15 protein-coding genes are annotated in these 15,391 nt (G+C 38.6%); 3 read left to right on the top strand and 12 right to left on the bottom strand.

From position 1 onward, the window contains the following. Positions 1-296 precede the first annotated feature (296 nt). Both AM305_RS09745 and narL read right to left on the bottom strand, forming a co-directional pair. Entirely contained in the window at positions 297-557 is a 261-nt protein-coding gene (locus tag AM305_RS09745) for a YfhL family 4Fe-4S dicluster ferredoxin (RefSeq protein WP_005825509.1), read from the bottom strand. 29 nt (positions 558-586) lie between these two features. Next, positions 587-1,216 carry a two-component system response regulator NarL gene (narL, locus tag AM305_RS09740; RefSeq protein WP_005825507.1) on the bottom strand — a complete coding sequence of 210 codons (630 nt, stop codon included), beginning with the start codon at positions 1,214-1,216 and terminating at the stop codon, positions 587-589. Between the two features lie 198 nt (positions 1,217-1,414). On the opposite strand from narL, the gene rlmKL reads away from it, so the two are divergent. After that, positions 1,415-3,553 (top strand): bifunctional 23S rRNA (guanine(2069)-N(7))-methyltransferase RlmK/23S rRNA (guanine(2445)-N(2))-methyltransferase RlmL, encoded by a 2,139-nt coding sequence (gene rlmKL / locus AM305_RS09735; RefSeq protein WP_005825505.1) that lies wholly within the window; start codon positions 1,415-1,417, stop codon positions 3,551-3,553. A 128-nt stretch (positions 3,554-3,681) separates the two neighbouring features. Here rlmKL and AM305_RS09730 read toward each other — a convergent pair whose 3' ends face one another. From AM305_RS09730 to dinB, 3 genes are all read right to left on the bottom strand, one after another. Next, a complete protein-coding gene (locus tag AM305_RS09730) occupies positions 3,682-4,074 on the bottom strand; it encodes a YgiW/YdeI family stress tolerance OB fold protein (protein ID WP_005825503.1) in 393 nt (130 codons plus the stop codon). A 191-nt stretch (positions 4,075-4,265) separates the two neighbouring features. Beyond that, the gene (htpX, locus tag AM305_RS09725) at positions 4,266-5,132 is read right to left on the bottom strand and encodes a protease HtpX (protein WP_005818870.1); all 867 of its coding nucleotides are present in this window, start codon (positions 5,130-5,132) and stop codon (positions 4,266-4,268) included. Between the two features lie 82 nt (positions 5,133-5,214). Continuing rightward, positions 5,215-6,288, bottom strand: a complete 1,074-nt coding sequence (dinB, locus tag AM305_RS09720) for a DNA polymerase IV (protein WP_005825501.1) — start codon at positions 6,286-6,288, stop codon at positions 5,215-5,217. A gap of 112 nt (positions 6,289-6,400) precedes the next feature. On the opposite strand from dinB, the gene AM305_RS09715 reads away from it, so the two are divergent. Continuing rightward, a complete protein-coding gene (locus AM305_RS09715; RefSeq protein ID WP_005825499.1) occupies positions 6,401-7,315 on the top strand; it encodes a LysO family transporter in 915 nt (304 codons plus the stop codon). Positions 7,316-7,449: 134 nt separating this feature from the next. Continuing rightward, the gene (locus tag AM305_RS09710) at positions 7,450-9,099 is read left to right on the top strand and encodes a putative transporter (protein ID WP_035294487.1); all 1,650 of its coding nucleotides are present in this window, start codon (positions 7,450-7,452) and stop codon (positions 9,097-9,099) included. Positions 9,100-9,155: 56 nt separating this feature from the next. Here AM305_RS09710 and AM305_RS09705 read toward each other — a convergent pair whose 3' ends face one another. The 7 genes from AM305_RS09705 to AM305_RS12470 all read right to left on the bottom strand — a co-directional run. After that, positions 9,156-9,416 carry a DinI-like family protein gene (locus AM305_RS09705; RefSeq protein WP_005825495.1) on the bottom strand — a complete coding sequence of 87 codons (261 nt, stop codon included), beginning with the start codon at positions 9,414-9,416 and terminating at the stop codon, positions 9,156-9,158. Between the two features lie 88 nt (positions 9,417-9,504). Continuing rightward, positions 9,505-10,092 carry a Maf family protein gene (locus AM305_RS09700; RefSeq protein WP_005825493.1) on the bottom strand — a complete coding sequence of 196 codons (588 nt, stop codon included), beginning with the start codon at positions 10,090-10,092 and terminating at the stop codon, positions 9,505-9,507. A gap of 62 nt (positions 10,093-10,154) precedes the next feature. Further along, a complete protein-coding gene (gene aspS / locus AM305_RS09695; RefSeq protein WP_005825491.1) occupies positions 10,155-11,921 on the bottom strand; it encodes an aspartate--tRNA ligase in 1,767 nt (588 codons plus the stop codon). Between the two features lie 518 nt (positions 11,922-12,439). Further along, complete coding sequence (locus AM305_RS09685; RefSeq protein WP_005825490.1) at positions 12,440-13,840, bottom strand: porin family protein; 1,401 nt, start codon at positions 13,838-13,840, stop codon at positions 12,440-12,442. An 88-nt stretch (positions 13,841-13,928) separates the two neighbouring features. After that, positions 13,929-14,246 carry a type II toxin-antitoxin system YafQ family toxin gene (locus AM305_RS09680; protein ID WP_005825487.1) on the bottom strand — a complete coding sequence of 106 codons (318 nt, stop codon included), beginning with the start codon at positions 14,244-14,246 and terminating at the stop codon, positions 13,929-13,931. Further along, a complete protein-coding gene (locus AM305_RS09675) occupies positions 14,221-14,490 on the bottom strand; it encodes a type II toxin-antitoxin system RelB/DinJ family antitoxin (RefSeq protein ID WP_005825485.1) in 270 nt (89 codons plus the stop codon). The genes AM305_RS09680 and AM305_RS09675 overlap by 26 nt, the downstream gene beginning before the upstream one ends. A gap of 125 nt (positions 14,491-14,615) precedes the next feature. Then, on the bottom strand, positions 14,616-15,391 hold a 776-nt coding region (locus tag AM305_RS12470; RefSeq protein ID WP_005825484.1), incomplete at its 5' end, for a factor H binding protein domain-containing protein.

Below are 15,391 nucleotides of genomic sequence, written 5' to 3'. Positions count from 1 at the left end.
AAAAACGACAAATAGACTTGAAAACTTATTTGGACAACTTAAGGAGAAATTATCCCATCATGCAGGCTTAACGAAGAAACATAAGATTATGTTTATAAAGGATTTTTTAAATAAAAAGAGTTGCTAAGAATAATTAAAAATATTCATTAGCAACCACTTTGTCATATAGGCATAGTTTTCACGAAATTAGCAACCATTTTGTCTACTATGCCAATAAATTATATATTGATGTAGATAGGTGTAATAGACAAAAGTTTTAGCACAACTTTTGTCTACTATGCCTGTATTTTCCAGATTTATAGTTTATCTGAATGATGAATCAGCACAAATTTTTCCCAAAGTTCTTCTTGGCTCTCAACGTGCTGAGGATCAGAAATAATACAGTTGCTAATCGGGCAAACTTTTTGACAGGTTGGCGTATCGTAATGCCCTACACACTCGGTACATAAAACGGGATCAATGACATAAATTTCATCGCCCACAGAAATTGCCTCATTTGGACATTCCGGTAAGCACATATCACAGTTTGTGCATTTGTGGGTAATTAGTAGTGCCATATTTGTTCCTCGTTTGAAAAGGAGCGATATTAGCCTTTTTGCTGTGCTAAGTAAAGTACCGTAGCCGCCACACGAGAATGAACATTTAATTTACGTAGTAAATTACGGATATGAACTTTTACCGTTTCTTCCGAAATAAATAATTGACCAGCAATTTGTTTATTTGACATCCCTGTGGCAATCCATTGAAGGACATCTCGCTCACGATCGGTCAATGTTGCTAAAGGATCTGCTTGAGGGCGATGTTCTAATAAATGCTTACGCACAGCATCACTTAAAACCATTTCCCCACGGGCTGCCTTTTGAATATTCTCAACTAATTCTGCTGTATCACTATCTTTTAATAAATAGCCATCAACGCCGGCATCCATTAATGCCACGATATCCGATTGTTCATCAGACACCGTCAGTACCACAATACGAGCATCAACTTCCTTGGCTCGTAATGATCGTAATGTATCTAACCCTGAGATTCCTTTCATATTGAGATCTAAAATAATTAAATCCGGGTTTAATTCTAAGGCTAATGCGACACCATCTGAACCATTACTGGCTTCACCTACAACAACAAAATCCGTTTCGAGTTCGAGGATTTGACGCATACCTTGTCGCATTAAAGGATGATCGTCAATTAACAGAATTTTATAAGCCTCGCTCATACTATAACCTCTATTATCGATAAAACGCATCTATTGTCCGCATTCTGCTTACCTAAAACAAGTTACCCATTTTGGGTAAATCAATACATTTTTGATCTAGGCTAAAAAATTGTCGAGTAAAAATTTGCAAAACTTTCGAAGTTTTTAACCGCTTGTTCCGCTATAATAGCGCTAATTTTCGTAAAAAGAATACTCACAATGACAACTCAAACTACTTATTTTGCAACCGCTGCACGCGGTTTTGAAGAAATGCTCAAAACAGAATTGGAACACATTTGCAACGCAAGCTGCAAAGTTGCCCAAGGTGGCGTGCATTTCACGACAACACAAAAAGGGGCTTACCAAGCACTTTTACACAGCCGTTTGGCATCACGCATTTTACTCCCGCTTATCACAACCAAAATTTTTAGTGATAGCGATCTCTATGCAGCAATTATCAGCTACAACTGGGCAAACTTATTTGATCCCCGTGATACGTTTTACATTGATTTTAACGGCACCAACCGAGAAATCCGCAATACGCAATTCGGTGCGATGCGTGTAAAAGATGGGATCGTCGATTATTTTGAACGAAAAGGTTTTGCTCGCCCAACCGTTGATAAAATCAGCCCGGATATTCGTATTCACGTTTATTTAGATCGTGATGATTTAGTCGTTTCCCTTGATTTAAGTGGTGATGCATTACACCTTCGTGGCTACCGTGAAGAAACGGGGAAAGCACCATTACGTGAAACCCTTGCCGCTGCGATTATTTTGCGTTCAGGCTGGCAAAAAGGTACGCCATTAGTTGATCCGATGTGTGGTTCAGGCACGCTTTTAATTGAAGCTGCACAAATGCAGTTAAACATTCCACCACAATTAAATCGTAAATATTGGGGCTTTAATGCGTGGAAAGGGCACGATATCCAACTTTGGAATGAAGTACTCGATGAAGCCAAACAGTTGCAAGAAAATACCGAAATTACACCGCTTGTTCAATTTTATGGTTTCGATTTAGATCATCGTGTTTTAGCAAAAGCCAAACAAAATGCCAAAAATGCTGGTGTTGCACACTTAATTCAATGGCAGCAAGGTGATGTTTCTGCGCTACAAAACCCTTGCCCAACTCAAACCGGTACAGTGGTATGTAACCCACCTTACGGAGAACGTTTAGGCACAACACCAGCGTTGATCGCGCTTTACTCTGTTTTTGGGCAACGCTTAAAACAACAATTTGCAGGTTGGAATGCCTCCATTTTTAGTGCTGAGCCGGAGTTACTCAACTGCTTGCGTTTACGCTCTTCTCGTCAATTTAAGGCGAAAAACGGACCGCTTGAATGTTTACAAAAAAACTATCACATTAGCGAACGCCAACACGAGCAACAAGATGAACTTAAATTCGAACAAAATGCACAAGTTGCGCCCGATTTTGCTAACCGTTTAACAAAAAACATCAAGAAAATTGAGAAATGGGCAAAACAGCAAGGTATTGATGCTTATCGCCTCTATGATGCAGATCTGCCTGAATATAATCTTGCGGTTGATCGCTATGCTGATCATATTGTGGTACAAGAGTATGCTGCCCCGAAAAATATTGATGAAAATAAAGCTCGCCAACGTTTATTAGATGCGGTTTCAGCAACACTTTATGTCACGGGTGTTGAAACTAATAAACTGGTACTTAAAGTCCGCCAAAAACAAAAAGGCACCAACCAATACGAGAAATTAGCAAATAAAGGCGAGTATTTTTATGTCAATGAGTATGGTGCAAAACTATGGGTAAATTTAACAGATTATCTTGATACCGGCTTATTTTTAGATCATCGCCTAACCCGTAAAATGGTTGGCGAAATGGCAAAAGGCAAAACTTTCTTAAATCTTTTTGCTTATACAGGCTCTGCAACCGTCCACGCAGCCTTGAATGGCGCAAAATCTACTACCACGGTGGATATGTCAAATACGTATTTGAATTGGGCAGAACAAAACCTGATTTTAAACGATTTACCGTTAAAAAATCACCGCTTGTTCCAAGCAGACTGCCTACAATGGCTAGCTGAATGTCGAGAACGTTTTGAATTGATCTTTGTTGATCCGCCAACCTTCTCCAATTCTAAACGTATGGAAGATAGCTGGGACGTTCAACGTGACCACATTAAATTAATGAAGCAACTCAAACGCATTCTGACCAATGAAGGGACAATTGTGTTTTCAAACAATAAACGTGGTTTCAAAATGGACTTTGATGGGCTAGCGGAACTAGGTTTACAAGCCGAAAACATTTCAGCCAAAACCCTACCATTAGACTTTGAACGTAATCCGCATATTCATAACTGTTGGATTATCAAACATTGTGCATAAAAACAAATCGGGCAAATGCCCGATTTTTCTTATGAATAAATGGCTAAATCTAGCTAAATTAAGCTGACATACAAGCGGTCATATTTTGTAATACTTTTACAAAACAAGACCGCTTGTCATTTCAGGGATTATTTTTTAATAATTTGTTTCACATCAATTTCTGTTTTATTCCATTCAGTATCGACTTTGCCTCGAATTTGAATAGTATCTGCTGGGCTGATGGTTTGGCCGTTCCAAGCTCGTTTGCTAACATCAATTTCAATCTCGCCTGTGCTATCTCTAAAAATAAACTCATCTTTATCAATTTGTTTAACGATCTTACCTTCAATAATTACAGGTGTATCATCACTTGCTTTTAATGCTGCTGCCACCGTTTTCACTGCGTTACTTTCATCAAAGAAACCTTGTGTTTGAGAACGCTGAGTACCATCATTAAATCCGCCTCGATGAGGTTCACCATATTTTGCCATGGTTACCGTTGATACAGTCAGTAAGGTTGCTAGAATAAGTGCTTTTTTCATAAATAAATTCTCCGAATTAAAATTAAAGTTTATGTATTCCAAAGGTCTCCCTTTGTTGAGAGGTATTAAACCAAACAAATCTTAAAAAAAACTTAAGAAATAAAAATTTTTTGATTTTTTGAAAAAAGTAAGCGGTCAAAAAAATTTGACCGCTTGCTGTTATCGATAAACCTAAAAATACTTTGAACGCATTATAGATTACGTAATGCTTCAATACGTTTTTCTAGTGGAGGGTGGCTCATGAAGAGTTCTTTTGCTGGCGCATTAATCATAAATGCTGCAAGAGAACCTTCCATCGCTTGTGGTTCATGTACGCTTTGTAAACGCTGTAATGCCGCAATCATTTTTTCTTTTCCGACTAATTGTGCCGAACCTGCATCTGCGCGGAATTCACGATAACGAGAGAACCACATCGCAATCATAGTTGCAAGCACACCAAAGACCATTTGTAATAGAAGATCCACAACCCAGAACACAAGAGTATTTGTGCTGCTGTTACCATTTTCATCTTTTGTACTGGCAACTGCTGTTGAAATCATACGTGATAAGAAGATCACGAAAGTATTTAGAACACCTTGAAGTAAGGTCATCGTCACCATATCGCCATTTGCAATGTGGGCAATTTCGTGAGCAACAACAGCTTCAGCTTCATCGTGTGTCATGTTATCTAATAAACCGGTGCTCACGGCAACAAGTGAGTTGCTTTTGGTTGCACCTGTTGCGAAGGCATTAACATCCGCTGAATGATAAATGGCAATATCCGGCATAGGGATATTGGCTTGCTGTGATTGGCGTTTTACGGTGTCAAATAACCATTGTTCTGCACCAGAACGAGGCTGAGTAATGACTTCAGCGCCCACAGAGCGTAATGCCATTGACTTTGACATAAAGAGTGAGATTAAAGAACCTGCAAAACCAAATAGCATTGACATCACTAAAATACCTGCTGTGCTGCCACCTTGGATGCCGGTTACTTTAAAAATAATGTTTAATACAATACCTAGAACAAAGGTAATCGCAAGGTTAGTTAATAAAAAGAGAATGACACGTTTTGCCATTAGTTTTAATCTCCAATAAAAAGGTAATGAACTTCGTAATAAATGGGGAATATAACCCTACATTCAAGGGATTAGACCATAATTATTCCCATAAATTTAACTGATTTGCAACTTTTTTGTCTGGAAAATGAACACTTAAACCAATAAGCCGAATTTTTCGTCCTTCACGGCGGCGCCAAACTTGATGGAGTAAAAGAAGAAAGTTCTGAAAAGTTAATCCTTCGGTAGTTCTTTCTATTGTGGTTTGAGTAAAATCATCAAATTTAAGTTTAATTGCAAGTTTTTTAAAATCATGCAATGGCATATCGCTCCAGTTGCGTTGAATACGAAAAACTAATTTATGAAAAAGATCATCAAGGAAATGCTCAGCCACTTCAAGTTGGTCAATATCTTCCAACAATGTATTTTCAACTGCAAGGGATTTGCGAGGACGATTTACCTCCACTTCTCTCGGATCAATACCGTGACAAAAATCCCATAATCGTTGCCCAAATTTACCAAATTCTTGATAAATCAATGCTTTATTCGCTTTTTGAATATCTTGGCATTGATGGAAGCCCATTTGTATTAACTTCTCATGCGTGACTTTTCCGACCCCAGGGATCTTTTTTAAAGGTAATGTTTGGATAAAACTATTGACTTCCTCGGGGGTAATCACAAATTGTCCATTAGGTTTATTTTGATCAGAGGCTATTTTCGCTAAAAACTTGAGTGGTGCTACGCCGGCAGAAGCGGTAAGTTTTAACTCTTGCCAAATATCTTGGCGAATGGCTTGGGCAATCCAAGTGGCAGAACCGGCATATTTCTTACAATCTGTCACATCTAAATAGGCTTCATCTAAAGAAAGCGGTTCAATTAAATGAGTATAACGTTGAAAAATTTGATGGATTTGTTCTGAAACTGACTTATAAAGTGGCATATTTACCGGCAATAGAATCAAATTTGGGCAACGTTTTAATGCTTGAGCGGTTGCCATTGCACTATGCAAACCAAATTTTCGAGCTTCGTAGTTGCAAGTCGTTAATACGCCTCGTTTATCCGCACTACCGCCAACAGCAATCGGCTTGCCTTGAAGAGTAGGGTTTTCTCGCATTTCTACGGCAGCATAGAAACAATCCATATCAATATGGATAATTTTTCGTGTCTTTGTTTGCAAAATGTTACCTTATTTTAACCGCTTGTTTCATGGATATAAAAACAGTTTTATTTTACCTTGATACTGTTAAAATTTCCAACTAAATGCATTTCTTTTTATGGTATTTATTTTCATGTTATATGGTCTTGCTATTGTTTTAATTCCCCTTTTTATTGGATACCTTTTTAAAGTAACTCATCACGAGATATTATCCATCGTGAATAAAGTTGTCAGTATTTGCCTTTACTTGATTTTATTAGTTATCGGGATTTCACTTGGGCAACTTGATGATATTGTGACAAAACTACCACAAATTGGCACAACAGCACTCACGTTAAGCTTGATTATTCACAGTTGTAATATTTTGGCTTTGGTTGTCTATGATAAATGGCAACCTATGAAGCGAGAAGTCGTGGCTCAAGATGAACTTCCTTCACGTTTTTCACAGCTATTAGATTCACTAAAATTAGTTGGTACAACAATGGCTGGCGGTATTTTAGGTTTTTTAACAAAGGGAATGGTGGAATTTCCTTTACATGCCAGCACTTATGTTTTGGTAATTATGATTTTCGGGGTGGGGATTCAGCTTCGTAATAGCGGTATTCCTTTAAGAGAAGTCTTTTTAAATAAAAGAGGGATTTATACCTCCATCGTATTCATTATCAGTAGTTTAATCGGTGGTGCAATTTCTGCTTGGGTACTGGCTCTTCCTTTAGCAAAAGGACTTACCTTTGCTTCTGCATTTGGATGGTATTCGCTTTCGAGCGTTTTAGTCAATGATGCTTGGGGGGCAATTTATGGCAGTATTGCATTTTTCAACGATCTTTCTCGCGAGATTTTATGCTTATTTATGATCCCATTTTTTATGCGTTTGTTTCCTTCTACCGCTGTGGGATTAGGCGGCGCAACCTCGCTTGATTGTACATTGCCAATTATTCAAAAATCAGGTGGTATTCAGGTCGTGCCACTAGCTATTAGCTTTGGCTTTATTGTGAATTTAGTTGCGCCACTATTGCTTGCCATCTTTATTGGATTGGGTTCTGTTTAAAATCTATTCCGTTTAAAAAATGATAAATAAAAAAATCTCATCCATCTATCTTCGCAATTTTTGAACTAGATCGCATTTTTTAGTGTGAAGCTTTGCTAAACTTTCAGCAGTTTTATTTTTTAGAGAGGCTTCACATGAGCGAAATAGCATTAACCGTAAGCCTGTTATCCTTAGTCGCCGTCATTGGTCTATGGATAGGGCATATAAAAATCAGAGGAGTAAGTCTAGGCATAGGCGGTGTATTATTTGGAGGGATTTTTGTTTCTCATATTATGGGCGAATATGGCATTAAACTAGATGCTCATACCCTACATTTTATTCAAGAATTCGGGCTCATTTTGTTTGTTTATACCATAGGCATTCAAGTTGGGCCCGGTTTTTTTGCTTCATTGAGACAATCAGGATTAAAACTTAATGGCTTTGCGTTGCTTATTGTCGGGATAAGTGGTGTATTGGTTGGCTTACTACATAAACTTTTTGATATTCCTTTACCCGTTATTCTGGGTATTTTCTCTGGAGCAGTAACCAATACTCCTTCACTCGGTGCTGGACAACAACTTTTAGCTGAGCTCGGTGCTGATACTGCCGTTATGGGCATGGGATATGCTATTGCCTACCCATTTGGTATCGTGGGGATTTTGCTCTCGATGTGGTTAGTGCGTATCTTATTCAAAATCAATGTAGATAAAGAAGCAACACGTTTTGAAAACGAAACACACAGCAAAAAAGAGGGGCTAAGTACATTAAATGTACGAGTTACCAATCCTAATTTAAATGGGTTGCTTTTAAAAGAATTGCCCGATTTTGAGTTGCATGATGTTGTTTACTCTCGGATTAAAAGGGAAGAAACGTTATTTGTTCCTAAAGTGGATACAATCATTCAAATGGGCGATGTTTTACATCTTGTCGGAGAGCCTGCGACATTGCATAAAATGCAACTGATTTTAGGCGAAGAGGCGCATATTTCCCTTTCAACCAAAGGCACGATGTACCGAACAGAGCGGGCGGTTGTAACGAATGAAAAAGTCTTTGGTAAGCAAATTCGTCAATTAATGTTAAAAGGTAAATATGATGTTGTCATTTCTCGCCTAAACCGAGCGGGTGTCGAACTCGTGCCAAACGGCGACATGGTCTTACAATTTGGCGATGTGCTCAATTTGGTCGGGCGACAAGAAGATATCGAAGCTGTAATGTCAATCATTGGGAACGCCAAACAAAAACTACAACAAGTCCAGATGCTTCCTATTTTTATCGGTATAGGGTTAGGCGTTCTTCTTGGTTCGGTGCCCATTTATTTACCGGGCTTCCCTGTTGCCTTAAAGCTAGGTTTAGCCGGTGGACCTTTAGTTGTCGCGTTAATTTTAGCGAGAATAGGTAGCTTTGGTAAGCTCTATTGGTTTATGCCACCGAGTGCAAACCTTGCATTACGAGAAATTGGCATTGTTCTTTTTTTATCTGTCGTAGGTTGGAAAGCCGGAGATCACTTCTTTAGTACATTATTAAGTAATGAAGGGCTTGAGTGGATTTGCTATGGGGCAATCATTACATTTGTGCCGTTAATGATTACAGCCATCATTGCACGTATTTACGGAAAACTGAATTATTTAACGCTATGTGGACTATTAGCCGGTTCTATGACTGATCCTCCAGCGTTAGCTTTTGCTAACACTCTAAAAGAAGACAGCGGAGCGGCGGCTCTTTCCTATGCGACTGTTTATCCTTTAGTGATGTTCTGTCGGATCATATTACCGCAAATTTTAGCGATTTTATTGTGGAATATCTAAATGTAGAAAACTGGGTGGAAAAAATTCTAGCCCAGTTTTCATACTTTAATTGAAAGTTAATAAAAGGTGTCATTCAACTCATCAAAAGCTGAACCTTCATTAAATAAATTTTCTAAAAACTCCGTTACTTGCTTTTTACCCTCTTTTCCTAACCCAAAAACAGAAACATCGCTCATAGATTGAGAGGCTCTTACTCTTACAATCGCATTAGGGTATTCCTTTTCGAGACATTCTGTCAAAATTTCCATTAAGCGGAAGAATTTTTGTTCTTTCATCTGTTGCGTGTTTGCTAATCGCACATCAATTGTTACCGCCATAATTTACCTACCTGTATTTAAATTAACTGAATTTAAATACAGTATATTTACTTTTAAAAATACTGTCAATGCAAACAGTGAAATTATCTTAAATAAGGGCTATATTACAATATGAAAGCAACTCTGCCGTTTCTGCAACAGGTAAACCCATTACACCCGTAAAGCTACCTGATAAGTACTGAACAAAAATGCCACCTAATCCTTGAATACCATAAGCTCCTGCTTTATCCATAGGATCTCCGGTGTCAATATAAGCGTGAATTTCTTGATCTGTGAGCGTTTTAAATGTGACATCACTCGTTTGAACCACGGAAAATTGCTTTCCTTGATAGCTGACACAAACAGCAGTAAAAACCTGATGTGTTTTACCTGAAAGCAATTTCAGCATGCGATAAGCATCCTCTTTGTCTTTCGGTTTTCCCAAAATCTGGTTGTGAATAGAGACGGTCGTATCGGCTGTCAAAATAGGGTAGTCTGCAAGATTTTGAGTAAAATGAACCGCTTGTGCAGCTTTATTTTTTGCTTCAGCAATCCGTAAACAGTAGCTTTTGGCTTCTTCATTTTCGTAAGGGGTTTCATCAATTTCCCCTTCAATTCTTAGAAGATTTAACCCTAATTGTTGTAGGATTTCCCATCTTCGAGGGCTATTTGAAGCAAGGTAAATGGTTTTATTCATCTTTATTTTCCAAAATTAAGCGATAAAAAATGCGGTCATCTGACCGCATTTACTCAACTAATTTATTCTTTTGTTGTTACCGAAATCGCTAACTCTTCCAACGCTTGCGGGTTTGCATAGCTAGGCGCTTCTGTCATTAGACACGCTGCCGCCGTGGTTTTCGGGAAGGCGATCACATCACGGATATTTTCTGTGCCGGTAATTAACATTGTTAAACGATCTAAACCAAATGCAAGACCAGCATGTGGCGGTGTACCAAATTTTAATGCATCTAATAAGAAGCCAAATTTCTCTGCTTGTTCTTCTTCATTAATGCCTAAAATGTTGAACACAGTTTGTTGCATTTTCGGGTCGAAAATACGTACTGAACCACCACCCACTTCGTAGCCGTTAATCACCATATCATAAGCATTTGCAACCGCTTTTACCGGATCTGCCGCTAATTCTTCCGGCGATAATCCTTTTGGAGAGGTAAACGGATGGTGCATTGCTGATAAATTACCCTCGTCATCACGTTCAAACATAGGGAAATCAACCACCCATAATGGTTTCCACGCTGTTAAGTCAGTTAAGCCTAAATCACGACCAACTTTTAAGCGTAATGCGCCCATTGAGTCAGTAACCACTTGCCATTTATCTGCGCCGAAGAAAAGAATGTCGCCGTTTTGTGCCGATGTACGCTCAATTAACGCTTTGAATACGTCTTCATTTAAGAATTTTGCTACAGGGCTTTGGATACCTTCCATGCCTGCATTCACATCATTAATTTTCGCCCACGCTAAGCCTTTTGCACCGTAAATGCCAACAAATTGAGTATATTCATCAATTTGTTTACGGGTTAATGCTGCGCCATTTGGCACTTTTAATACGGTTACACGTCCGTCCGGAGAATTAGCCGGTTCATTGAACACTTTAAATTCTACATCTTTCAGAATATCTGCAACATCCACTAATTCTAATGGGTTACGTAAATCCGGTTTATCTGAACCAAAACGATCCATCGCTTCTTGCCACGTCATCATTGGGAATTTGCCTAAATCGACATTTAAGCGATCTAACCATAAACCGTGGATCATCTCTTCCATTACCGCACGGACTTCTTCTGCGGTCATAAATGAAGTTTCCACATCGATTTGGGTAAATTCAGGTTGGCGATCTGCACGTAAATCTTCATCACGGAAACATTTTACGATTTGATAATAACGGTCAAAGCCAGACATCATCAGCAACTGTTTGAACAACTGAGGCGATTGTGGCAATGCATAGAATTTGCCTTTATGCACACGGCTTGGAACTAAGTAGTCACGAGCGCCTTCAGGTGTTGCTTTAGTAAGCATTGGCGTTTCAATATCAAGGAAGCCGTGATCGTCCATAAAACGGCGCACAAAACTAGTAATTTTGGCACGTGTTTTTAATTTCTCTGCCATTTCAGGACGGCGTAAATCTAAATAACGGTATTTTAAACGCTGTTCTTCGGTATTATTTTGGTTGAAGTCGAGTGGTAAAACATCGGCATTGTTATAAACCAAAACATTTTTTACCAAAACTTCGATTTCGCCCGTTGCCATTTCTTTATTGATTTGTGATTCATCACGGGCGATCACTTCGCCTTGAATTTGCACGCAAGCTTCTGCACGTAATGCGGAAGCTACTTTAAAAATCGCTTCATCTTTTTCATCAAAGAAAACTTGTACAATTCCTTCACGGTCACGAATTTGCATAAAAATAAAACGACCAAGGTTACGTACACGGTGTACCCAACCGCTTAATGTAACCGCTTGACCAACGTGCGAACGATTTAACGCACCGCAATAATGAGAACGCATCATAAAATTATCCTTTAAATTTGAAATAGGTTTTATTTTGAAAAAATCTTTGGGATTATAACGGAAAATCGAAGGGATTTGGAGAGAATAACGAATAAGCGGTCTAATTTTTGAGACAATTTGCAATGATATTATGTAGTCGTTGTACAAAAAATAATTTAGCTTAAAGTTCTTCGCTCCTCCGTTTACAGAAGGGGATGTACTCGTTTACGCCACACTTCGTGCCATTACTAAAGCAACGTTCAAACGCAAGCATTTGTAGAAGAAGCAAAGATGAAGAAAAAGAAAATTCATCAGATACTTTTGTCATTACAGACCATTGACAAACCCTATACGAGCCGTATAGGGTTAGTTAATCTGAGTAGCTCTGCGGCTCTTTTTTCAGCCCCAGCGGGGCTGGGCTTAATGAACCTAGCACGGCTCGTGCTAGGTTATTGCTCAAATATAACCTTTGTCAGTAATCTGTAATGACCGCTTAAGCGGTCATTTTTGTGGAGTATAGAGCGTAAATATTTTCTCTATTAAAACGTTTTCTCAAAACTCAAATAAACTCGATTTCGTTTATACGAATAAAGATCCGCTAAATTGGAATTTACACGCTGATATTGATAACTGATTTTCGGCGTAATCCCCCAGAAATGCAGGTTACGATGCCAAAGTGTAACATTCAAACCTAACTCCCTATCTTGACGAATTTGATTAAAAATGCGGTGAGCTTGGTCAAATTTACGTTTGCCATAACTGAGCTGAATACGGCTGGAAATTCCGCCCCACCATTCTTGCCCCCAACCAATTCGCCCTGTATAACGTTTTGAGGCTAAAGAACGTTCTAACGTCCGATCTCGCAACAAATCTACACCACCATAGAGATAACTTTTCGCATCAAAGGCGTAGAGTAACGTAGCAGAACCAAATAATGTCGTACTATCTGCAAGCTGATTTTCGCCCCGATGTTTGAGTTTGCCCATTTCACCAGCCGTAGAAAGCTGCCATTGTGATGTAAGCCAATGCTCTACTTCTCCCCGAACACCATAGCCGTGATTGTAGCGATGATTACCATACCAACGCATTTCATAATAAGGCAAAAAAGCAAGACGACTTTGAGCATTTTGATATTGATAGCCAAGACTTGAACGGTTTTGCTGATCGTCAAATTGATGATTATCCCAATAGGATTTTCCGCTAAATTGGTTCTCGAAATGTAGATAATGGGATCCGCTAACATTCCAATTCTTAGCCAAATTTAGATGATAGCTCAACCCATTTGCTGATTGCGGTAATGATTCTTCCGTTTTCTTAAACGGTACATTCCCCACTCGAACATAAGGCGAGCTTGAAGCATTATTAACATTGCTTTCGTGCAAATAATTCACACCAAAGTCGAATGACCAACCCGAACGTTTCTGAATGGCAGCAATATATTGTTCCACCCCATTTGCAATTTGTGGCGGTAATCCGTCCGCTTGTAGCTTACGAAATTGCGCAAGTGCGGCTTCATTTTGCCGATCTTCAAACAACATTTGTGCTAAACGAAAACGCACAGGCTGAAAATTAGGATGCTTCGCAATAATGCCACGATAGAGATCGATTGCCGTTTTATAATCCCCCTGACTTGCCAAAATAATGCCGTTGGCATAATCAATCAGCACCAAATCAGGATTAGGCGTTTGTTGATAAATCTGCACCAGCTCAGGCAATAAATGAAATTGTCGGCTATCAATCGCCCGATTTAACATTTGACGAGTAAGTTCAGGGTTACTGATCAGCTCTTGGGTTAAAGTGATTTCCCCATTATTTGCTGATTTTTCTGAAAAAATAACCGCTTGTGTTGGCAATGTTGGCTTGGCAGGTTTGATTTCCAATTCGGGGGCTGCGTTTGCAACTAGGGGAATAAAAAGGATAAGGGATAAGTATTTTTTCATAAATTCAAGTGTAATTTGCTATGCCCAAATAGGCGTTTATACAAGTTTTCATTAAAGATGAAGTAACAAATTACACTTAAAGCTAAAGTCAAAATAATTCTGAATGTGTGCCTGCACGGGAAAAGACGATTTGATTTAATTTTTCATCAATAACATAAATCAACAAAAAATCCCCGCCAATATGACATTCTCTAAAACCGGCATAGTTACCCGTTAAAGGATGATCTAAATATTCGGCAGGTAATGGCTCATCATTTGCAATCAATAATAGCATTACTTTTTTCAGTGCATGCATATTATAACGCCCCGATTTATTCAGCCTTTCCCAGTCCTTGCGAAAGGTTTTAGTATATTCGGCTGAACGAGGAAAAGCCGCACGTTTAGTGTGTTGAGTTTTCGAGTTCATCAAATAATGCTTCCGCAGATTTTAACGCACGTTTTTCAGCTAAGATTTCTTGAGCTTCTTGCATTGCCTGTAATGTCACGGCATTTGGCACTTTTACGTCAAACGGTATTGACTTTTCTTTTGCAACACGAGTAACCGCAATGCGTAAGAATTCAGACATTGTTAAGCCCATTGCTTTTAGTGCAGCAGTTGCTTCATCTTTAATGCCATTATCAATTCTAGCTCGGATATAAGTTTCACTCATTTAGAATTCTCCTTCTCATTTGTAGTCCTATTGTAGTCTTTTTTGAACAATAAGTACAATTTAAAGAATTAAACCCACACAGAAAACTTGTTAATGTGTGGGGTGAATTTATATCCTACGATTGATTATTGGCGTTTGCCACCAAAAGATGTTTGTCCTCCAAGGTTATTAACAGAACCTACCACTTCTTCAGCATCAGGACCGGCAAAGAAGCCGATATATTCCCCTGTTCTAACCGAACCATTTTTTCTAGTTAATGTAGCATTACCGCTAAATCCCATATATGGCATATTGATATTTTGATTGGTTACTGACGAAGCAATAGCTCCTTGTTCTAACTTAATATCAGGCGCTTTGTTTTCACGTTCAGTAATAGCTCCTTCTACCGTATTTTGAGCAAAATCAGCAGTTAAAGAAAATTTAGCTTTAGTTACCCAACCGCTACGATCTTCATCATTGTGATAATTACGATCTAAAGCTAAACCACTATAGGTAGCTGTCATTTTATTTTGAATGGTAGAAGATTTTGTTACATCAGTTGGGATAAATACAAAATCATTGTTTGAGAAATATGGTGCATCAAAAGATACATTTTCAGGAACAAATTGCTCATAACTAGAATAGGCTTGGTTAATAAAATATGCCGTTCCTAATTTTGCATTATTACTATCAACAACGACAGCTTCTCTCATCTCATCTTCTTCTGGATATTGAGAAAGATCTATCTTCATTGAACTTCTACCAGCTGTTGCTCGTTGGGGAGAACTAGGATCATCTCTCCCTAAATAACGCCAAATAGAATCCAAATAAAGTTGTTTTTCTTGTAATTTTGCTAATTCGGCTTTTGCTTTTTCTACATCTTGTTGAGCTTTCGCTTGTTCCGCTAAGGTTTCTGCTTTCG

Source organism: Actinobacillus minor NM305 (assembly GCF_000175195.1).
Taxonomy (GTDB): domain Bacteria; phylum Pseudomonadota; class Gammaproteobacteria; order Enterobacterales; family Pasteurellaceae; genus Haemophilus_A; species Haemophilus_A minor.
Note: the sequence above shows the minus strand (reverse complement) of the source record. Positions and strands in the feature narration are given on the sequence as shown.

Coding starts and splice junctions, on each gene's coding strand:
- narL (WP_005825507.1), bottom strand. CDS start 1,216: ATGAGCGAGGCTTATAAAATTCTGTTAATTGACGATCATCCTTTAATG.
- aspS (WP_005825491.1), bottom strand. CDS start 11,921: ATGATGCGTTCTCATTATTGCGGTGCGTTAAATCGTTCGCACGTTGGT.
- AM305_RS09730 (WP_005825503.1), bottom strand. CDS start 4,074: ATGAAAAAAGCACTTATTCTAGCAACCTTACTGACTGTATCAACGGTA.
- rlmKL (WP_005825505.1), top strand. CDS start 1,415: ATGACAACTCAAACTACTTATTTTGCAACCGCTGCACGCGGTTTTGAA.
- AM305_RS09685 (WP_005825490.1), bottom strand. CDS start 13,840: ATGAAAAAATACTTATCCCTTATCCTTTTTATTCCCCTAGTTGCAAAC.
- AM305_RS09680 (WP_005825487.1), bottom strand. CDS start 14,246: ATGAACTCGAAAACTCAACACACTAAACGTGCGGCTTTTCCTCGTTCA.
- AM305_RS09675 (WP_005825485.1), bottom strand. CDS start 14,490: ATGAGTGAAACTTATATCCGAGCTAGAATTGATAATGGCATTAAAGAT.
- AM305_RS09710 (WP_035294487.1), top strand. CDS start 7,450: ATGAGCGAAATAGCATTAACCGTAAGCCTGTTATCCTTAGTCGCCGTC.
- htpX (WP_005818870.1), bottom strand. CDS start 5,132: ATGGCAAAACGTGTCATTCTCTTTTTATTAACTAACCTTGCGATTACC.
- AM305_RS09705 (WP_005825495.1), bottom strand. CDS start 9,416: ATGGCGGTAACAATTGATGTGCGATTAGCAAACACGCAACAGATGAAA.
- AM305_RS09700 (WP_005825493.1), bottom strand. CDS start 10,092: ATGAATAAAACCATTTACCTTGCTTCAAATAGCCCTCGAAGATGGGAA.
- AM305_RS09745 (WP_005825509.1), bottom strand. CDS start 557: ATGGCACTACTAATTACCCACAAATGCACAAACTGTGATATGTGCTTA.
- AM305_RS09715 (WP_005825499.1), top strand. CDS start 6,401: ATGTTATATGGTCTTGCTATTGTTTTAATTCCCCTTTTTATTGGATAC.